Below are 20,617 nucleotides of genomic sequence, written 5' to 3' on the forward strand. Positions count from 1 at the left end.
AAAGGAGGTCTTCACATGGCACGTCGTCCAGGAGGTCGTCGTCGTCGTAAAGTATGTTTCTTTACGTCGAACAACATCACTCATATCGATTATAAAGACGTAGAATTGCTCAAACGCTTCGTTTCGGAGCGTGGTAAAATTCTTCCACGTCGTGTGACTGGTACTTCAGCGAAATACCAACGTCCACTTACTGTCGCTATCAAGCGCTCACGTCAAATGGCTTTGCTTCCATACGTTGCAGAGTAATTGTTTGACGAACGGCTTATCCTCTTGGATAAGTCGTTTTTTTGTATTTCATCTCGTCTGTAAGTGTGTAAGTGAAACCGACGAATATGGTATGATAGAGCAGAAACCTTTACGATTCCATGGGTGAACATTACTCATTTTAGGAGGCATACATGCACAGTGGTGAAGCATTAACATCCGTGAAGAACCAATACGCGCGGCACATGATTCCATACGTGATTGGATTCCTTGTCTCGTTAGGATTGGCGTTCTACAACATTGTGGCGGCAATCACCCTGTTTATGGGCACGCTGATTTTTTTCATCTATCAGCAAGTGACGATGCGACGGGAGCGTAAAAATTGGGAACAGTATGTCCTCTCTCTCTCTCATCAAATCGAAGAGGTCGGAAAAGAAGCATTGACGACGATGCCGATTGGGATTTTAGTCTTTGACCAGGACCGACGGATCAGTTGGTATAACGAACAATCACGATTGATTTTCGAACTCGATATGGCGATTGGAATACCGCTTGATGCGCTCCATTCCGCCTTCGATGAATTGATTGAAGAAGAAGAGGATGAAGCCACGATTGAAGTGGGTGACCGTGTCTATCGTGTTTATTACAATCAAATCCATCAAACCCTCTATTTATTTGATATGACCGAAGAAGCGGAGATGGAACAAAAGTATGTTCAAACGCAGACGGTTATCGGTATTTTGTATTTAGATAACTATGACGAGATGTCGACTGCGGTGGATGAACAGGTCCGTAGTGAAGTCAATCGTCGGGTGACGGTACTCCTCAATCAATGGGCGCAGCGGCATCATATCTACATGCGTCGTACAGCTGCGGACCGCTTTTTCCTCGTCATGAATGAACGGACGCTATCTGAACTTGAAAACAACCGCTTTTCAATCTTGGATGAAGTGCGTGATGCGACGAAGGAACAAAGAATCCCGTTGACGTTATCAATCGGGATTGGGTGCGGTGAAACGACATTGACGGAGCTCGGTAATCTCTCTCAGTCGAGTCTAGATTTAGGACTTGGCCGTGGTGGTGACCAGGCAGTCGTTAAGCGTCATAATGGGAAAGTTCGTTTCTTCGGCGGGAAGACAAATCCGACCGAGAAGCGAACGCGTGTCCGGGCACGTGTCATCTCGAACTCGATGCGTGACCTCATTCGGGAATCGAGCCGTGTCCTTGTGATGGGACATAAGAATCCAGATATGGACTCGCTCGGGGCTTCCATCGGTGTCATGAAATTGGCCGAGTTTGTCGGGCGCGAGGCGTATGTCGTCATTCCATCCGGTGAGACGAGTGTCGGCATTCAGCGGCTCGTCCATGAAGTAGAGAACGATGACTCGTTATACAGCCAATTCTTGACCGAGTATGAGGCGCAGCCACTCATCGATGAACAGACATTACTCGTCGTCGTCGATACACACCGTCCGTCCCTCGTCATTTCAAAAGACATTTTGGATCGGTCGGAGCGGGTCGTCGTCATCGACCACCATCGTCGCGGGGAAGAGTTTATCGAAGATCCGGTTCTCGTGTATATGGAGCCTTACGCATCATCAACGAGTGAGCTCGTCACGGAATTGATTGAGTATCAGGCGGGAAGTCGAAAGCTCTCTATTTTAGAGGCAACGTCACTTCTCGCGGGAATCATGGTCGATACGAAAGGATTTACGCTCCGTACGGGATCCCGTACGTTTGATGCGGCATCCTTCTTACGGATTCAAGGTGCTGACACGGTTCTCGTACAGCACTTCATGAGACAAGATCTCGATGCTTATATCGAGCAGTCTCAGATTTTGAGAAACACCGAAATTTATGCAGGTGGGATGGCGATTGCGGTCGCTTCTGACGACGAGGCACACCATCAAGTGTTGATTGCTCAGTCTGCAGACCAGTTGCTGAATATGGAAGGCGTCAAAGCCTCGTTCGTCATCGCCGTCTTACCGGACGGGCGTACGGGAATCAGCGCGCGGTCGCTCGGTGACGTCAACGTCCAGGTCATCATGGAAATGCTCGATGGCGGTGGCCATTTGACGAATGCGGCGACGCAACTTGAAGTGAGTCGCGAACAAGCGAAAGTCATGTTGAAAGAGGCAATCGATCATTACGTAACAGATGAAACTGAAGGAGAGGAATTAGAATGAAAGTCATTTTGAAAGTAGATGTAAAAGGACAAGGGAAAGCTGGAGAAGTGAAAAACGTGGCAGACGCTTACGCTAAGAACGTCTTGTTCAAGAAAAACTTGGCAGTGGAAGCGACACCAGGAAACCTGAAAGCATTCGCGGCTAAAGAACGTCGTGCCGAAGAAGCAGCAGAAGAAGAGTTGAACGAAGCGAAACAACTCAAAGAAAAGCTTGAAAAAGAGACGATTGCCGTCACGACGAAAGCCGGTGAAGGCGGTCGCGTGTTCGGTTCGGTCACGAGCAAGCAAATCGCGGATGCCCTTAAATCAATGGGCTACAAAATCGATAAGCGTAAAATTGAACTCGAGCATCCGATCAAGGCGCTCGGTTTCACGAAAGTGCCAGTGAAGTTGCACCATGACGTCGTCGCGACGTTGAATGTACATGTACAAGAAGCTTGAAGGTGAGGTAGAGACGGATGAGTGATGCGATTCAAGTCAATACACCACCGCATAGCGTGGAAGCGGAGCAAGCCGTCTTAGGGGCAATCATCCTCGATTCGGATCGGTTGATTACGGCCTCAGAGCGGGTCGACCCGGACGACTTTTATCGTGTCAGCCACCAACGCATCTTTGAAGCGATGCTAAAAATCAATGACCGAGGCGAGCTCGTCGACTTGGTAACGCTCAGTTCTGAGTTGCAGGCGCAAGGGATTTTAGACGAAATCGGGGGCCTCAACTATTTGGCGGAGGTCGCGGAATCCGTTCCCGCCATCGGGAACATCGGCTATTACTTGAACGTCGTCGACCAAAAAGCGGCACTCCGTCGTCTGATTCGAACTGCGACCAACATTGTCTCGGATGGTTATGAGCGTCAAGATGAGGTGGATTCTGTTTTATCTGATGCCGAGCGAAATATTCTAAAAGTATCGCAGCGAAAAGGACAATCGAGCTTCCACCCGATTGGTTCTGTCTTATCCGATGCGTACTCGACGATTGAAAAGCTGCATCAGTCGAGCGGTGAAATCACCGGGATTGCGACCGGGTTCACGGATTTGGATAAGATGACGGCCGGTTTCCAACGAAACGATTTGATTATCGTGGCCGCCCGTCCATCTGTCGGGAAGACCGCGTTCGCCTTGAACATCTCGCAAAACGTCGCGGTCCGTACGGGTGAGAACGTCGCCATCTTCAGTTTGGAGATGGGTGCCGAGCAACTCGTCATGCGTATGTTATGTGCGGAAGGGAACATCGATGCCCAGCGCCTCCGGACCGGTCGTCTTGAAGCGGAAGATTGGGGTCGTCTCTCCCTTGCGATGTCGTCGCTCTCCCAAGCAGGCATCTACATCGACGATACACCGGGTCTTCGGGTCAACGAAATCCGAGCCAAATGTCGCCGATTGAAGCAGGAACATGGTCTCGGGATGATCATGATTGACTACCTGCAGCTCATCGTCGGGAACGGGAAACCGGGCGAGAACCGCCAACAAGAAGTATCGGAAATCTCACGTACGCTCAAAGCAATCGCACGGGAACTACAAGTACCGGTCATCGCCTTGTCTCAGCTCTCACGTGGCGTAGAGAGTCGTCAAGACAAGCGACCGATGATGTCCGATATCCGTGAATCGGGAGCAATCGAGCAGGATGCCGATATCGTCGCCTTCCTCTATCGTGATGACTATTACGATAAAGAGAGTGAAGACGCCAATACGATTGAAATCATCATTGCGAAACAACGTAACGGTCCGACCGGTACGGTCAAGCTCTCCTTCAGGAAAGAGTACAACAAGTTCGTCAATATGGAGACGCAAGCCTTCGCACCACCGATGTAACGTCGGTGGTGTCTTTTTTTGTATAGGATTAGATCAAAATGACGAACGAATAGTTACATCTTATATAAAACGTTCGGTATTCAATTGACTTTCTTGCTTTTCAAGTGTACACTTACGGATGGTTTGAACAGAACGTTGATTAATAAGGAGGATTCATTATGTCATCAGTAGTCGTAGTGGGAACGCAGTGGGGCGATGAAGGGAAAGGGAAGATCACCGATTTCTTATCGAAACAAGCCGAAGTCGTCGCGCGTTATCAAGGGGGAGACAACGCTGGTCACACGATCGTCTTCAATGATACGAAATATAAACTTCACCTCATTCCGTCTGGGATTTTCTATTCGGATAAGACGTGTGTCATCGGGAACGGGATGGTCGTCAACCCGAAATCACTCGTGACAGAACTCGCTTACTTACATGAACGGGGTGTGAGCACGGATAACCTCCGGATCTCGAACCGGGCGCATATCATCTTGCCATACCACCAGCTTCAAGATCGTCTCGAAGAAGAGGCGAAAGGTGACGCGAAAGTCGGTACGACACTGAAAGGAATCGGTCCAGCGTATATGGACAAGGCGGCACGTATCGGGATTCGCATCGCCGACCTTCTCGACAAAGAAGTGTTTGCGGAGAAGCTAAAGACTGTACTTGAACTAAAAAATCGCATGTTCGTGAAAATGTATGAAGTCGATCCAATCGAGTTCGATGACATCTTTGAAGAATACTACGCGTATGGTCAACAGTTCGCGAAATACGTGTGTGATACATCGGTCGTGTTGAACGATGCGCTCGACGAAGAGAAAAAAGTTCTTTTTGAAGGGGCTCAAGGGGTCCTTCTCGATATCGACCATGGAACGTATCCGTTTGTCACATCGTCGAATGCTGCATCAGGCGGCGTATCGAGTGGTGCCGGAATCGGGCCATCGAAGATTCATCACGTGGTTGGTGTCTGTAAAGCATATACGTCACGCGTTGGAGACGGTCCGTTCCCGACAGAGCTCGACGATGAGATCGGTCATACAATCCGTGAAGTCGGGAAAGAATATGGAACGACAACAGGTCGTCCACGCCGTGTCGGCTGGTTCGACTCGGTCGTCGTGCGTCACTCACGCCGCGTCAGTGGGATCACAGATCTTTGCCTCAACTCAATCGATGTGCTGACAGGTCTTGAGACGCTTAAGATTTGTACATCGTATGAGTATGAAGGAAAGCATCTTGACGAGTATCCACCGAACTTCCGCGTCCTTGAGAAGTGTGTACCGGTATACGAAGAGCTTCCTGGCTGGACAGAGGATATCACAGGGGTTCGTCGCTTTGAAGACCTTCCGGAGAACGCACAGCGTTACGTGCGTCGCATCGAGGAATTGACAGGAATCGAATTGTTGACGTTCTCGGTCGGACCGGCTCGTGAACAGACAGTCATCTTGCGTGATATTTACGAAGCATAAGAAAGGGAGCCACCGGGCTCTCTTTTTCTATTTCCACGGAAATGGACCACGCTTTCTAAGCTGTTTAAAAAGAGTTACAATGTAGGCATGTACGTTTAATGATAAGAGGAGGACTCACTGAATGGATCGTACGATTTTAGTGGTAGATGACGAACAACCAATCGCAGATATATTGAAGTTTAAACTTGAAAAAGAAGGTTACCAGGTGCACGTTGCCTATGACGGTGAAGAAGCACTCGTCAAAGTAGAAGAGATTCAACCGGATCTCATCTTGCTCGACATCATGCTTCCGCTCAAGGACGGCATGGAAGTATGCCGTGAGGTGCGGAAGAAATACGATATGCCGATCATCATGTTGACGGCAAAAGATTCCGAGATCGACAAAGTACTCGGACTAGAGCTCGGCGCAGACGATTACGTCACAAAGCCGTTCAGCTCACGTGAATTGTTAGCCCGTGTCAAAGCGAACATGCGACGTCATGCGACAGCACCGGCGCCAGAAGCAAAAGGAGCCAACGCGAACGATATCGTGATCGGCGACTTGACGATTCATCCGGATTCGTACATGGTGACGAAACGGGATGAGAAGATCGAATTGACACATCGCGAGTTCGAATTGATTCATTACCTCGCCCAAAACATCGGGCAAGTGATGACGCGGGAGCACTTGCTCCAAACGGTATGGGGCTATGATTACTTCGGTGATGTGCGTACCGTGGATGTCACAGTACGTCGTCTTCGTGAAAAAGTTGAGGACAATCCATCGACTCCGACGTATATCATTACGCGTCGTGGCGTCGGGTATTATTTGAAGGCAGGAGAAGAAGATTAAACGATGAAACGGACGAACTTCTTTAAATCAATCCAGTGGAAGCTCGTCGTCATCTATGCGCTGCTCATTCTCGTTGCGATGCAAGTCATCGGCGTGTACTTTGTGCGTTCTTTGGAACGGCAATACATCAACAACTTCTCGCAGTCACTTGTCGACCGGGCGAACCTACTGAGCTATAACATCAGTGAGGGGACTGCCGCGAACGAGAGTGACTTGACCACGGACCAGCAGTTGAACCAGTTACTGGATCAGCTGCTGTCTGAATTTACAGAGAGCACGACGCTAGCTGACGACATTCGAGAAGTCCAAATCATCGACACGAACAGTGTCGTCCGGGCAACCTCGAACCAAAATAATCAAAGTCTCGTCGGACAACGGACCGCGAGCACGTTCATTCAAAAGTCATTCGCGACAGGCGGGGCGCAAGAGACGCTCGTCTATGAAGATTCAAATGACCGAATGCGCGTCGTTGCCGTTCCGATCAAGTCGGAAGTGGACGGTACGACGACCGGGATGATCTATATCGAGGCATCGATGAAGTCCATCTACAACCAGATGGAACAAGTGACACGTATCCTCGCAACAGGGACGTTGATCGCACTCATCATCACCTCGTTCCTCGGAATTCTCTTATCGCGCACCATCACGCGACCGATTGCCGATATGCGGAGGCAGGCCGTCGAGATGCGGAAAGGGAACTTCTCACGAAAAGTTAAAGTGTATTCGGATGACGAGGTCGGTCAACTCGCTTACGCATTCAATGAATTGACGGACGAGTTGATGGAGGCGAACGCGACGACGGAAGCCGAACGACGCCGCTTGACGAGTGTCCTTGAGAACATGTCCGACGGTGTGGTCGCGACCGACCGCTCGCTACGGGTCATCTTGATGAACGACCAGGCGCGCGACATGATTGGAGTCGATGAAGAAGAGGCGATGGGGACGAATCTACAAAATCTCCTCGCATTCGAAGAGGAAATCATCATTCCGGAAGACGGCACGATGCCGACAAAACTGATTGACCTCAGTACGGACGAAGAATTGTTCCTCGTTCGTGCCTATTTCTCACCGATTCAAAAACATAGTGGACCAATCACAGGTCTCATCGTCGTCTTGCATGACGTCACGGAACAAGAACAGGTCGAACAGGACCGCCGTGAATTCGTTGCGAACGTCAGTCATGAATTGCGGACACCGCTCACGACGATGCGTAGTTACTTGGAGGTTCTTGCAGAAGGTGCTTATCAGGATGAGGAATTGGCGCCACGTTTCTTAGAGACGACGCAAAACGAGACGGAGCGGATGATTCGCCTCGTCAATGACTTGTTGCAGCTCTCGAAGATGGACAGTAAAGAATATAAGATGCAGAAGGTGAAGTTCGACTTCGTGCAGTTCTTTAACGATATCATCGACCGTCATGAGATGACGAAAGGGGATGCGATTCAATTCCGTCGCAAACTGATGAAGCGTCGCGTCTACGTGCATGCCGATCAAGATAAGATGACTCAAGTCATCGACAACATCATCACGAACGCCATCAAGTTCTCACCAGAAGGTGGGACGATTACGTTCCGGACGATGCTTCGGGCGAAACGCCTCGTCATCGGCATCAAAGACGAAGGGGTCGGGATTCCGAAGTCGAACTTAAAGAAAATTTTCGAACGTTTCTATCGTGTCGATAAGGCGCGGGCGCGTAACATCGGTGGTACAGGACTCGGTCTATCGATTGCCAAGGAAGTTGTATCTGCTCACGGTGGCGACATCTGGGCAGAGAGTGAATTTGGAAGAGGTACAACGATTTACTTCACGATCCCGTTCGATACGATTGTGGAGGTGAATGATTGATGAAACGGTTTACGATTGCAAAGCCGGAACTGTGGAAGTCGTTCATTTTGCTCACGTTAATCGTCACGTCGATTGTTCAAACCATCATCTTGTGGGACTACCATCCCACGTATCAGGCCGTCCAATCTGAAACGCAACTCACGACGGTGGACGAGTCATTGCAGCGTCGAGCGGACCAGGTCATCATTCCCGTTCAAGCGGTCGTGCATGACAACAATGCTGTGTTCGCTTCAAAGAATACACCGAAGCAACTGATGCGTGTCATTCGGGATTCGTTTGAAGCGAGTGAGTTCAAGCCGCTCGCTGTGAAAAACGTCCCGAGTTTCTATACGGATATCAACGAGGGACTGGAGTTGATCTTACCGGAGGCCTACTATGCGGACACGCTCAGCTATATGCTTCCGGGAACGTATAGTCTGTCTGGGAAGATTCCACAGCGAATCCTCATCTATATGGATGACAGTGCGTTCAACATTCGTGCCATCATGAGCGACCAGTCCATTTGGGAAGGGAAGTTGACGAAAGTCGGAAACGGCGATGTGAACAGTCTTTTCTTAAAAAACTCGAGTCGAACGATGAAGCGCGTGACGTATACGGATGAACGCGTGAATTATATCCCGGTCGTCGGACCTGAGATGAATGAGTTGTTCGCGTATGACGTGTCGTCGATTCAAATCGACACTCGTCTCGACTGGATGCGAGATACGTTCTTCCCAGGTGACCCGAACGTTCAAGAAGTCGACCCGGCAAGCTCGGTCGGGGCGTTGACGAATGGTGTCAGTGTGGCGGAATATGATGCGAAACTGAACGCCAGTCGCTATCGAAACCTGTCTCGGAATAGCACCGAGCGTGATACAGCAATCGGGTTAGATTCCATTGTGGAATTCGTGAACTTCCACGGGGGGTGGGTCGATGAAGCGTCTGAGAATCAAGGGCTGTCCCTTCGATTCGATGCCATCACACCGGCCAATAAAGGATTTGAAACGACCGTGTTCCGTTTTCACGTGAAAGGGTATCCCGTCTTCAGTCAGCGTGAAGCGTTTATCAACAACGATGCCATCGATTTATCCACATTACGTGTGGAAAACGACGGGGCACAGGTCCGGTCAATCACACGTAACCACTTGGAAATCGATCGCCTGATCACCGTCGGCACGACACAGTTGGCTGATGCGGATGAGGTGCTCGGTACGCTCATCAACTCCGGACGATTTGAGAACGTGACCGAGATTCGAATCGGTTATGAGATCGAATATAACGAGGACACGAGCCGCTATGTGACGTTTTCACCGAACTGGTTCGTGCGTGAGGCGGGCCGTTGGGTCCCATACAATCAAGGAGACGATTGGACAGAAAGGATGATGTATCGTGGATTGGAGTAAAGCGAAATCGATTTTAATCTTCGCCTTCCTCGCCTTGAACATCTATCTGTTGTTTCAATTGCTGACGGAAACATGGGCGACCGAAGTCGTGACGAATGACAACACCTCGATCACGCAGATTTTAGACCAGCGGAACGTCGATCCGGCAAAATTGCCACGGATGGGTCGAGATATCGGCTATTTGACGGGTTCGTCTGAAGAGATGTCAGCTGCGATGATCACGAAAAATCGGGAGGCGCAGCTCGCGACGACGCTCGACAACATGCAACTCGAAGTCGAGTTGAAACAACCCGTGCCGCTCGATGCGAAGGATTTGCGGACGACCGCTTCGACGTTTGTGGCGGAATATGTTCCGTTTGGAAACGAGTACGCCTACTGGCGCTACGATGAAAAAACGAGACAGATTGCTTTCGTACAAACATTCGAGGACAACAAGATTTTTTCAGCACCTGAAGTCGAGGGTGGCACGGAAATGTACATCGGTCCGTCCCTCATCCTCATTCAGTTGAACGAGTCGTTCGAAGTGACGGATTATAAACAGCGTCATTTAAAAGACCTCTCCTCAAAAACGCAAGATGACCTCGTGTTGACGGCCAGTGAAGCCATCTCACAACTCGCGTCTCGGAAGTACTTCCAACCGAACCAGGAGATGCGGGCCATCAATACCGGATTTTACAGTTTACCGCTCGACAGCTCTGGCAGTTTGATTATCATGCCACCGCTTTGGTCGATCGGGATTGATGATCAGGTCTACTTCGTCAATGCAATCGATGGAACAGTCGAGCACGTGGAGTTTGAAACGAAAGAATGAAAGGAGTGATTGCGTGACTTTACAGTATAGTGTGTTAGCGAGCGGGTCGACCGGAAACGCCCTCTATATCGAGACGGAACGGACGAAGCTGCTCGTCGATGCCGGATTGACCGGAAAAGCGATGCAACAGCGCATCGAAGCCATCGGTCGGTCATTTGACGGAATCGACGCACTGCTCGTCACCCATGAGCACTCCGACCATATTAAAGGTGTCGGGATATTAGCACGTAAGTATAATTTACCGATTTATGCGAATGCGAAGACATGGGCGGCGATGGAATCACTGATTGGAAAGATTGATCCTGCCTTGAAGTTTCAAATCGAAGTCGGAGATGTGAAACAGTTCGGGGATATTGAAATCGAGACGTTCAACGTGAGCCATGATGCGGCAGACCCGATGTTTTATCAGTTTGCCCATGACGGGAAACGATTAGCCCATATCACCGACACGGGTTATGTCTCGGACCGGATGAAAGGGATCATCCGTGGAGCGGACGACTTCATCTTTGAGTCGAACCATGACGTCTCGATGTTGCAGATGGGGCGTTATCCATGGAGTGTCAAACGACGAATCCTCGGCGACTATGGCCACGTCTCGAACGAGGATGCAGCCATCGCGATGAGTGAGGTCATCGGTGACCGCACGAAACGGATCTATTTGGCCCATTTAAGTAAAGACAACAACATGAAAGAGCTCGCACAGATGAGCGTCTCACAAACACTCGGCATGCGAGACGTCGACTTAGGTCGAATCAAATTGTGCGACACGGACCCGACAATCCCCACTTCACTCGTTTCTTTATAAGGAAACTTGGGAAAAGACAGTTATCACACTGTCTTGAAGGGGGGACGCGTCGTGAACGAAGAGAGACACCATGAGTATGAACCTCAAGACGTCGAACCTGAAGTACACGAAGCAACAGAAGAGAAATCGACGTATCCGTCTCGGAGCGAATGGCGACCGAAGCAAGAGGAGCACGTACGCCATAAGCCGAGACCAAATATAAAACCGTTGTTACTCGGAGGGGTTGGCGGATTCTTAGGAGCGGCTTTGTTTTTTGTCATCGTGATGCTCTGGGATTCGCCGACCTCTCGTTTTGTGACGAATGAACTGACGCGAACCGAACAGGCCGTCACCGTCACCGAATCGGACGTCACGACCGCTGTCCTTGGGGCGAAGACGTCCGTCGTCAGCATCACCAATATCCAGCGTGCGTTCACCTCGGACTCGCAATGGGAGGCGGGTGCCGGATCCGGTGTCATCTATAAAGTAGAAGGAAACACGGCCTATATCGTCACGAACTTCCATGTCATCGAAGAAGCGGACGAGGTCAACATCGCCTTTTCCGATGGTCAAATCGCATCGGCAACCATTTTAGGCGAAGACCCGCTCAACGACTTGGCTGTCGCTGAGGTCGAGTTACCAAAAAACATCGATGTGGAGCCGATTGTTCTCGGTGACTCCACCGTTCTCCAAGCTGGCGAGACCGTCATGGCCATCGGAAATCCGCTTGGTGTCTTCTCAAACTCGGTTACGCGTGGTATCGTCAGTGGTGTCGAGCGGACGGTGCCGGTCGATACGAACAGCGACGGCTTGATGGATTATAACGCGGAAGTCATTCAGACGGATGCGGCCATCAACCCGGGGAATTCGGGTGGTGCGCTCATCAACATTCGTGGAGAGCTCGTCGGAATCAATTCGATGAAAATCGCCGAGGCGAGCGTAGAAGGGGTTGGATTCTCCATTCCCGTCAACGTGGCGCTACCGGTCATTGACATGTTAGAACGCGACGGCAAGGTGACGCGGGCACAGCTCGGTGTCACGATTCAGGAAGTCATCGCTGTACCCGGAAACATCCGAGAAGAGTATGGAATCTCCTTCGACCAGGAAGACGGTGTCTTCGTCGAAGAAGTGACACCGGGTAGTCCGGCTGAAGAAGCGGGACTGCGTGTTGGAGATGTCATCACGAAAATCGGAGACCGGGAGATCAAACGATACGTCGATTTACGCGATGCGCTCTATCGTGATGCGACGGTCGGTGATACGATTACCATTGAGTATTTACGTCGCGGGGAAGCAAGAAAAACCGAGGCGACATTAACTGAAGCAACATAAAGAAGCGGCGACGCTTCTTTTTTAAGGAGGAAAAACTGTGGAAAAAAAAGTATGCAAGGAACATGTTGAAATCGCTTTAGACATCATTGTGGATGAAACAGGTGAATACCCGTTGCTAGAGGAATTATCCACAAGTGAACACGTGACATGTGAGTTCTGTGAAGCCGATGCAACATATATTGTGTCAAGCAAAAACTAATTATCAACATGTGGATTTGTGGATAACTCTGTGGATAACCCTATGGATAACTCCAAAAAAACTGTGGAAAAAGGAAGAATTGGATGAATATTTCAATTATCACGGTCGGCAAACTGAAAGAAAAATATTTAAAGCAAGGAATTGCCGAGTATACAAAGCGGCTGTCTGCCTACGCAAAAGTGCAGGAAATCGAGGTCTCAGACGAAAAAGCACCCGAGCATTTGAGTGAGGCAGATATGTTACTAGTAAAACAAAAGGAAGGCGAGCGGATTTTGGCGAAGATATCTCCAGATACGCACGTCATCGCCTTGGCGATTCAAGGAAAGCAGCGGACGAGTGAAGAGTTCGCCCGTGAACTCGATCAACTCGCGACGTATGGAAAGAGTAAAATCGCCTTCGTCATCGGGGGATCGCTCGGTCTGTCGGACGATGTGATGAAGCGAGCGGACGATACAATCTCGTTCTCGAAGATGACGTTCCCTCACCAACTCATGAAGCTCGTATTGTGTGAACAGATATATCGGGCATATCGGATTAATCGGAATGAGCCGTATCACAAATAAACGTTATTTCTGAGGTATAGATATTAACGAACTCTCTTCTCATTGTTATTTACGTGAAGCAAATGAATTTGACAAAAGTGAAGAACGTGACTATTCATGAAAATCATCTAAGTTGGACCTCAAATTTATGTTGCTACTGGCTTTTAATACAAAATTTGAGGTCATGGATGATATATGAATCACAAAAGTTTGGTTGTGCACTGTAGATTACACTGAAATACGCTTCGCTACTCTATCTAAAAATCTTTTTCTTCGATGATCTTTCCCACTACTCGTAAACGGACTATTCAACCATTTCACATTTTTAAGTCCAATCCCTTTGAATGTTCTACGAATAAGAGTTCCTTCAATGGGATTCCCGGCCAAAAATTTTAAATACCACGTTGGCACTTCCGAAGTAGAAATGACGGTAGTTTTTTTAATATGAGTAAGTAATCCTTTCAATCCAGTAGATTCCTCTACATAGGCAAAATTTTTTAACATGACCTTGTCAAGAAACCCTTTCAAAATAGCAGGAACATCAAACCACCAAACAGGGAAGATAAAAACTAATTCATCACTGTCGCTTAGCATCTCCTGATATTGATTCACTAAGGGATCTCGGGATTGACCTTGCGAATAAAGAGATAAGTCAGATTCACTTAAGACAGGATTAAATTGATCCTTATTTAAATCAATGATTTGGTAATCTTTTTTCCGACGGACTAACTGTTCAATTGTTGTATCCATAATAGATTTATTGAAACTACCATGCCATGGATGAGCAAGAATGATTGTTGTTTTCATAGGTAACCCTCCTACTATTTTTAGAATTTAAATAACCTTTAATTTGAGCATATGCTTTTATTTGAACAATTGCTCAAATAATATATCTGCAATATAATGTTAGTGTAGACGCTAGGTCAATAAGTAGAGAGGTATTTATACAAATCTCTCATTTTGTACAAATTAAGGAGTACTTATGCTAAAGCAACAACCTATAAATATGAATTCTAAGAGATCAATCAATCTTTTAGTGAATACTATGTTGGAATTAATGCATCGAACGAATTTTACGAATATCACCATATCAGAACTTACTAAAACTGCGGGATTGGCGCGAAATACATTTTATGCTCACTTTGATACGAAAGAAGATGTACTAACCTATCATATGTATCATATATTTCGACAGAGGATTCAACTTGCCTCAACAGAAGCGAAACAGGAGCAACTTGATTTCGATACGTTGTATTTTGAAATATGGAGTGACAACATCGAGTTTTTAAATCTCTTAAAAGAAAATGATTTACTTCCGATTTTGAATCGCTTTGAGGAACATTTCGATTTACTTTGTACAGATTTTCAAATTTATGAGAATTGCAATGTATCTGAAAAAGCAGAAGTATATGCGAATGCGGTATACGCGGATTCATTAGCAAGTATTGTGAAAAGGTGGATGAAGACCGGCATGAAAGAAACTCCACAAGAGTTAAGTAATATTTTTAAAGAGTTTATACGATGAACATTGTTTACGAAATTTGCTCGGACTCTAAGCGTGATTACGGAACTAAAAAAGCATTTGGCGACGAATAATACTAAATGGTGAGTAGGTGGGTCTCAAACCATCTACTTTTTTATTTGAAAAACTAATTTAATTGAATAAAAATTAAATTTATGGAATTAAATTAGGTATAATATGTATATGAAGGGTTCATTACATAATTTTAGAAGGTACTTGAATACATGAAAAGGAGATTGATTATGAAAAGAATGATTGGGAGAGTCTCATTCGTTTTACTCACACTCGTCTTGATTGGTGTCATTGCGATTGTAGTGATCAAGCCAGGTGTATTTTCAACTAATCAACAGGCTGATGTATCGCTCGTCAAAGATCGACTCGTCGAATTGACGGAGTTGACAACGTTAAAATATGAATACAGCAACGTCATTGTCAGTCGAAACACGAGATCCGTATCGTTGATCGGATTAAAAGATGTCAAACTAGCGGAAGCAATCAAGCTGATTGAATACTCAGGATACCTCAAGGCGGGTACGGACCTCTCTAACATGGAGGTCTCTTACAATGACACGACTGAGCAGTTGAACGTCACTGTACCTCACTCAACCATTTTAGACAACGTAGCGAATACAGATGATGCTGTAGTGACAGATGTAAAAGGGACACTTTTTTCTGACTACCCCTCGCAATTGATTTTTGATGAAATCAATAAAGAGAAGGCAAAAATGGAAAAGACTAAGATTGATCAAGGTTTGCTGACAGAGGCAGACGAGCGCATTGAAGCGTTCTTGACAGAGTTTTTAAAGAATAGCGGTTATGAAACGGTGGCAATCGAGTTCAAATAATCGTTTACAAATTTTTTATACCACAAGGAGACTACGATGAACGCTACGACTCACCTCCTAACAAATCGACTAGATCCAAACTTTCTAAACACCTTCGAACGTTTTCAGGAAACGCATCGCATCTATGCCGTGGATTCAAATGGTGAGCTTTATCAAAAAGACGAGTACTATATTGATGAATGGGACGATGCGAAAAAGAAACAGGTCATCGAGATTCTCAACTACTACATCGATCGTGGCGGAGTTGTTGTTGCAATCCGAAATGGTGAAACGTTACTCGGCTTTGCCGGACTGAACGGACAACCGCTCGGAACGGAAGGCCAGTATTTGAATTTGGGTTTCATTCATGTGAGTCGTCCTTGCCGAGGTCAGGGAATCGGGATGCGATTATTTGAACGTGTCTGTCAGGCAGCAATCGAACGGAGTGCGAAAAAACTATACATCGGGGCGAATCCGGCCGTTGATACGTATCATTTCTACAAATCGATGGGATGTACGTTAGCCGAAGAAATCGTGCCAGAAGTCTACGAGGCAGAACCACTCGACTTACAACTCGAATATGTTTTATCATCTCCTGAGACTGCATCATAACGATGTGGTCTTTTTCATGCATAAAATCGCTCAACTCCAAGCTTTTCCTCCTACGAAGAATTGAGGATTTCGAAAAATTGTGATAGAATCACAAGGCAAATGATTATCATTATCAGTCGATAATATTAGATAGAATCGAATAAGGTTGAGTGAATGTGAAAGGATGAATACAATGAGCACGCTTGAAGCATATAATATGGCATTTCGAAATGGATTGGAACTAGAGGACGATGTGGTCCTTGAAGAGATGAAGCTCGGGGAATCAACGGAGTGGGATTCGATTGGACATATGACCCTCATCGCTGAAATCGAGGATGCGTTTGACGTGTATATCGACTCGGATGAAATGACAGAGTTCCATTCGTATCAGTCTGGTATCGCGTTGTTGCAACGTCTCGGTGTGGACATCCAGTCATGACGCTTTTTCAAACACTCGAGCAGTACACGAATCGTGAGGCGGTCTATGCGGACCGCTCTTATTCATATAAAGAGATGATGGAAGTCGGGGACTCGATTTGTCAGGAAGTCGGCGAACGGTCGCTCGTCTTCTGTTTATGTGCTAACCGAGTCGAGTCGCTCTTCGCATATATCGGCTTTCTCCGTGGACGAGTCGTCCCGGTCTTGCTCGATGCAGATATTCCAGTAGAACAATTACAGAAGTTGATGGAACGGTATCAACCGACTCACGTCTGGGCTCCGGAGACGAGGGAGGATTTGGCTGAGTCGCTAGATTCTTTCTATGCTTATGGCGGCTACGCCCTATTTGAAAACGAAACATCGGTTCGCCACCAACTTCATGAGGAGCTTGCCCTTCTGTTGACAACTTCCGGTAGTACAGGGAGTCCGAAACTTGTTCGCCTCACATACAAAAATCTGATGGCGAACGCTTCATCCATCATCGACTATCTCGACATCGATCAAACGGATAAACCAATCACGACACTTCCGATGAACTATTCGTATGGACTCTCCATCATCAACAGTCATCTGTTAAAAGGAGCGACCCTCATCCTGACAGACCGCTCAATCGTTCAAAAGGAGTTTTGGGAGCTATGTCGTGCCGAGAAGGCAACCACGTTTGGTGGGGTCCCGTTTCATTATGAGATGTTGAAACGATTGAAGTTTGAGACGTACGACCTCCCAAGCCTGAAGAAGTTGACGCAAGCCGGTGGCAAGTTAGATCCGAAGCTTGCGCAGCACTTCTCAACGGTATGTGAAGAAAAAGGAATTCAATTTTTCATCATGTACGGTCAGACGGAGGCGACGGCCCGGATGTCGTATTTACCGGATCGGATGCATGCGAAAAAAGCCGGTAGCATCGGAATTGCCATCCCTGGTGGAACGCTCTCGTTACGAGATGAAGCCGGGAACGACATCAAAGATGCGAATGTGACGGGCGAACTGGTGTATCAAGGCGACAACGTGTCGTTTGGGTATGCGACCTCGTTAGCGGACCTTTCAAAAGGTGATGACAATCACGGTGTTTTACGAACAGGTGACATGGCGTATCGTGACGAGGATGGATACTTCTTTATCGTCGGCCGAATCAAGCGCATGATCAAACTGTATGGCAGTCGAATCAGCCTAGACGAAGTCGAGGCGCTCCTTCGAGAGCATGGACATGACTCCGTCTGTGCCGGGGAAGACGACCAGTTATACGTGTATACGTTACAAGATGACGTTGCACGCATTCAAAAAATCATCAAAGAACAAATCAAGGTGAAAGGTGTTCGGGTGATGCAGATTGACGAGATTCCGCGTAATGCGTTCGGGAAGATTCGTTATGCCGCATTGCCGAAGCGAGAACTTGTGACCACCTGATTGTCAGGAATCGGTATATCATCAAGTTTCATAACATCAGGTGGTAAATATGACTTTTATTTCGATTGAATTTCTCTTATTTTTAACACTCATCGTTGGAACGTACTATATGGTTCCACATCGATATCGTTGGGTGCTCCTTTTGTTGGCGAGCTATGTCTTTTACGCCACGTTGAGCGTTCAATTCATCCCGCTCCTGCTGATCAGTACCGCTTTCACCTATGTGATTGGAATTCTGATTGAGAAACAGGAGAAGAAGGAGCAGAAAAAACGGCTCATGTGGGTCGGTGTCTCGGTGCTCGTCTTCTTCCTCGGCTGGTTCAAATATTTTAATTTCGTCAATGATTCGCTCCGTTCATTTGCTACATGGAGCGGATTTGATTATGATGTCCCGTATAGAGAAATCGTCTTACCGTTGGCGATTTCCTTTTATACGTTCCAGGCCATCAGTTACGTCGTGGACGTCTCGCGCGGGAAGCAGAAGGCGGAGCGTCATTATGGCTATTTCTCGGTTTATTTCGCCTTCTTCCCACAACTTGTGGCAGGTCCGATTGAGCGGGCGAAAAAACTGTTGCCGCAGTTGAAGACGGAGCAACATCTTGACTATGACAACATCAGCTACGGCATCCAGCGCATCATTTGGGGATTCTTCAAGAAGACATTGATTGCCGATCGGTTGGCCCCGATTGTCGCGAGTGTGTTCAATAGCCCGGACCCGACCGGTTCGGAGATTGTGCTCGCGACGATGTTGTTCTCGATTCAACTGTTCGCGGACTTCTCGGCATGCAGTGACATCGCGATCGGCTGTGCACGCTTACTCGGGATTCGCTTATCGGAAAACTTCAAGCAACCGCACTTCGCCGTATCGATTGCCGACTTCTGGAACCGCTGGCATATCACGCTTTCGATGTGGCTACGGGATTATATCTTCATGCCACTCGCGAAAGGAAAGAAGAAACGCGAACAAATTTATGGTGCCATCCTTGCGACATTTTTAGTAAGTGGAATTTGGCACGGAGCCGCATGGAACTTCGTCTTATGGGGACTCATTCATGGAATCTATCGCGTCTTCGGAGATCATACGAAACAACAACGTGAAAAAATGGCGTCATGGGTCGGATTTGACCGTGTGCCGACACTGCATCGGTGGTGGAAAATCGCCATCACGTTCCAGCTCGTCTGTTTCTCACGTGTCTTCTTCCAGTCGCACTCCATGGCGGAGGCGTTCTCGCATGCCAAACTGTACGTGACGCCTTCTTCATGGGCACCGTCAGGCATGTTGCAGGCGATTCAAATCTTCTCATTGCTCGATTTGATCATCTTCCTCGTCGTCTTTGTCGTCGTTCATCTGTTCCAACATATCGAGCGGACGAGAGGTTCGGCTTGGGATTGGATGGCACGTCAGTCTGCCGTGACGAGTGTGGCCATCAACTTGTTCTTGATTATCTCAGCGTTCTTATTTGGCGTGTCGAGCCAAGGATTTGTATACGGTGGGTTCTAAGATGGATGGAAAGGAATTAGCATGAAGCGTTTAGGAATCAAAATAGGTGTCGTATTACTCGTCATCATCGCAATCTTCATTCCCGTCAACGAGTTCGTGAAAGAGTCGTGGGAATATAATAATAACCGAGCTGTCCTTGCCTTCAAGGAAGACCCTCACCCGGTCGACATCATCAATTTGGGGACGTCCCATGCGATGTACGGGTATTCATTCAAGTCGCTTGGATTATCGCATCTGGATTTGGCGTTACCGAGTCAGCCAATCGAATATGACTTGAAGATGTTAAAAGAATACGATGAACATCTGAAGCCAGGTGGGGTCGTGATTGTGTCGTTATCACAAATCACCTTCAGCAATTCGAACGTCGGTCGGAAAGAAAACTACTATCGCGTCTTGGAACGGGAAGACTTGGAGTCGGTCAGTTGGTTCAACTACTATACACACGAACGCTTCCCTGCATTGAACAGTGGGAGCGCGTACGCCGCCATTTCCCGGGAAATCCGAGATTTTCGCTTCGATGCGCATAAGCCATGGGAGAATGGGGGGCTGAACTATTCCGAGCGTAAGTATGAGGAAGTCGCCGCCCAATATGAGAATGCCGTGAACAATCACGAGATTGAAGAGAATATGGCATATTTACAAGACATCATCGATTATTGCAAGAAGCAAGGCTATCGCGTCGTCTTAGCGATAGAGCCGGTCCATTCATCGTATCATGCGTATTTTGACGAAGCGATCATGGAACGTCTCGTGTTTCAGCACCTAGAGAAGCTGGATTTAGATGTTCCTTTCCTCAATTACATGGGGGATGAACGGTTCATTCACAAACAATCCTTCTTCCATAACCCGGACCATTTGAATGGGGACGGGCGAACGTTATTGTCTACGCTTGTTTATGAAGATTTGAAGCGGTTGGGGTATATTCAAGATGAAGATGATAATATGGAACGGGAGTGATTCCA

At 47.6% G+C, this 20,617-nt stretch carries 21 protein-coding genes; 20 read left to right on the plus strand and 1 reads right to left on the minus strand.

The features are described from left to right. The first annotated feature begins 15 nt into the window (after positions 1–15). From rpsR to rlmH, 13 genes are all read left to right on the plus strand, one after another. A complete protein-coding gene (rpsR, locus tag KNO78_RS10750; protein ID WP_015880232.1) occupies positions 16–246 on the plus strand; it encodes a 30S ribosomal protein S18 in 231 nt (76 codons plus the stop codon). A 152-nt stretch (positions 247–398) separates the two neighbouring features. After that, entirely contained in the window at positions 399–2,390 is a 1,992-nt protein-coding gene (locus KNO78_RS10755) for a DHH family phosphoesterase (RefSeq protein ID WP_214691421.1), read from the plus strand. Further along, the gene (gene rplI / locus KNO78_RS10760; RefSeq protein WP_159563195.1) at positions 2,387–2,830 is read left to right on the plus strand and encodes a 50S ribosomal protein L9; all 444 of its coding nucleotides are present in this window, start codon (positions 2,387–2,389) and stop codon (positions 2,828–2,830) included. Before KNO78_RS10755 ends, rplI begins: the two co-directional genes overlap by 4 nt. 17 nt (positions 2,831–2,847) lie before the next feature. Further along, positions 2,848–4,200: a replicative DNA helicase gene (gene dnaB, locus KNO78_RS10765; RefSeq protein WP_015880235.1), complete on the plus strand. Its 1,353-nt coding sequence runs from the start codon at positions 2,848–2,850 to the stop codon at positions 4,198–4,200. Between the two features lie 158 nt (positions 4,201–4,358). Then, positions 4,359–5,648: an adenylosuccinate synthase gene (locus KNO78_RS10770; protein ID WP_078145962.1), complete on the plus strand. Its 1,290-nt coding sequence runs from the start codon at positions 4,359–4,361 to the stop codon at positions 5,646–5,648. Between the two features lie 121 nt (positions 5,649–5,769). Then, complete coding sequence (yycF, locus tag KNO78_RS10775; RefSeq protein ID WP_015880237.1) at positions 5,770–6,480, plus strand: response regulator YycF; 711 nt, start codon at positions 5,770–5,772, stop codon at positions 6,478–6,480. A 3-nt stretch (positions 6,481–6,483) separates the two neighbouring features. Then, complete coding sequence (gene walK / locus KNO78_RS10780) at positions 6,484–8,325, plus strand: cell wall metabolism sensor histidine kinase WalK (protein WP_074035234.1); 1,842 nt, start codon at positions 6,484–6,486, stop codon at positions 8,323–8,325. After that, the gene (gene yycH, locus KNO78_RS10785) at positions 8,325–9,707 is read left to right on the plus strand and encodes a two-component system activity regulator YycH (RefSeq protein ID WP_159563197.1); all 1,383 of its coding nucleotides are present in this window, start codon (positions 8,325–8,327) and stop codon (positions 9,705–9,707) included. The genes walK and yycH overlap by 1 nt, the downstream gene beginning before the upstream one ends. Next, on the plus strand, positions 9,694–10,518 hold the full coding sequence (locus KNO78_RS10790; RefSeq protein WP_214691420.1) for a two-component system regulatory protein YycI: 825 nt from the start codon (positions 9,694–9,696) through the stop codon (positions 10,516–10,518). The genes yycH and KNO78_RS10790 overlap by 14 nt, the downstream gene beginning before the upstream one ends. Before the next feature lie 13 nt (positions 10,519–10,531). Next, positions 10,532–11,323: an MBL fold metallo-hydrolase gene (locus tag KNO78_RS10795; RefSeq protein ID WP_015880241.1), complete on the plus strand. Its 792-nt coding sequence runs from the start codon at positions 10,532–10,534 to the stop codon at positions 11,321–11,323. Between the two features lie 51 nt (positions 11,324–11,374). Then, positions 11,375–12,634: a S1C family serine protease gene (locus KNO78_RS10800; protein WP_214691419.1), complete on the plus strand. Its 1,260-nt coding sequence runs from the start codon at positions 11,375–11,377 to the stop codon at positions 12,632–12,634. A gap of 37 nt (positions 12,635–12,671) precedes the next feature. Continuing rightward, positions 12,672–12,833 carry a CxxH/CxxC protein gene (locus KNO78_RS10805; protein ID WP_015880243.1) on the plus strand — a complete coding sequence of 54 codons (162 nt, stop codon included), beginning with the start codon at positions 12,672–12,674 and terminating at the stop codon, positions 12,831–12,833. An 83-nt stretch (positions 12,834–12,916) separates the two neighbouring features. Then, complete coding sequence (rlmH, locus tag KNO78_RS10810; protein ID WP_074034007.1) at positions 12,917–13,396, plus strand: 23S rRNA (pseudouridine(1915)-N(3))-methyltransferase RlmH; 480 nt, start codon at positions 12,917–12,919, stop codon at positions 13,394–13,396. A gap of 207 nt (positions 13,397–13,603) precedes the next feature. Here rlmH and KNO78_RS10815 read toward each other — a convergent pair whose 3' ends face one another. Beyond that, on the minus strand, positions 13,604–14,182 hold the full coding sequence (locus KNO78_RS10815) for an NAD(P)H-dependent oxidoreductase (protein ID WP_159563200.1): 579 nt from the start codon (positions 14,180–14,182) through the stop codon (positions 13,604–13,606). Positions 14,183–14,357: 175 nt separating this feature from the next. Here KNO78_RS10815 and KNO78_RS10820 point away from each other — a divergent pair, with 175 nt between their 5' ends. The 7 genes from KNO78_RS10820 (at position 14,358) to KNO78_RS10850 (ending at position 20,612) form a co-directional block, all read left to right on the plus strand. Continuing rightward, positions 14,358–14,900: a TetR/AcrR family transcriptional regulator gene (locus KNO78_RS10820; protein WP_214691418.1), complete on the plus strand. Its 543-nt coding sequence runs from the start codon at positions 14,358–14,360 to the stop codon at positions 14,898–14,900. Positions 14,901–15,139: 239 nt separating this feature from the next. Continuing rightward, positions 15,140–15,742 carry a DUF4230 domain-containing protein gene (locus KNO78_RS10825; RefSeq protein WP_214691417.1) on the plus strand — a complete coding sequence of 201 codons (603 nt, stop codon included), beginning with the start codon at positions 15,140–15,142 and terminating at the stop codon, positions 15,740–15,742. Positions 15,743–15,778: 36 nt separating this feature from the next. Continuing rightward, complete coding sequence (locus tag KNO78_RS10830; protein ID WP_214691416.1) at positions 15,779–16,333, plus strand: GNAT family N-acetyltransferase; 555 nt, start codon at positions 15,779–15,781, stop codon at positions 16,331–16,333. 172 nt (positions 16,334–16,505) lie between these two features. Further along, on the plus strand, positions 16,506–16,751 hold the full coding sequence (locus tag KNO78_RS10835) for an acyl carrier protein (protein ID WP_015880247.1): 246 nt from the start codon (positions 16,506–16,508) through the stop codon (positions 16,749–16,751). Next, on the plus strand, positions 16,748–18,154 hold the full coding sequence (locus KNO78_RS10840) for an AMP-binding protein (protein WP_214691415.1): 1,407 nt from the start codon (positions 16,748–16,750) through the stop codon (positions 18,152–18,154). Before KNO78_RS10835 ends, KNO78_RS10840 begins: the two co-directional genes overlap by 4 nt. 49 nt (positions 18,155–18,203) lie before the next feature. Continuing rightward, positions 18,204–19,655 carry an MBOAT family O-acyltransferase gene (locus KNO78_RS10845; protein WP_214691414.1) on the plus strand — a complete coding sequence of 484 codons (1,452 nt, stop codon included), beginning with the start codon at positions 18,204–18,206 and terminating at the stop codon, positions 19,653–19,655. Positions 19,656–19,676: 21 nt separating this feature from the next. Further along, entirely contained in the window at positions 19,677–20,612 is a 936-nt protein-coding gene (locus KNO78_RS10850) for a hypothetical protein (RefSeq protein ID WP_214691413.1), read from the plus strand. The last annotated feature ends 5 nt before the right edge of the window (positions 20,613–20,617 follow it).

Origin of the sequence: Exiguobacterium sp. s132, assembly GCF_018617235.1 — a bacterium.
Lineage (GTDB): Bacteria > Bacillota > Bacilli > Exiguobacteriales > Exiguobacteriaceae > Exiguobacterium > Exiguobacterium profundum.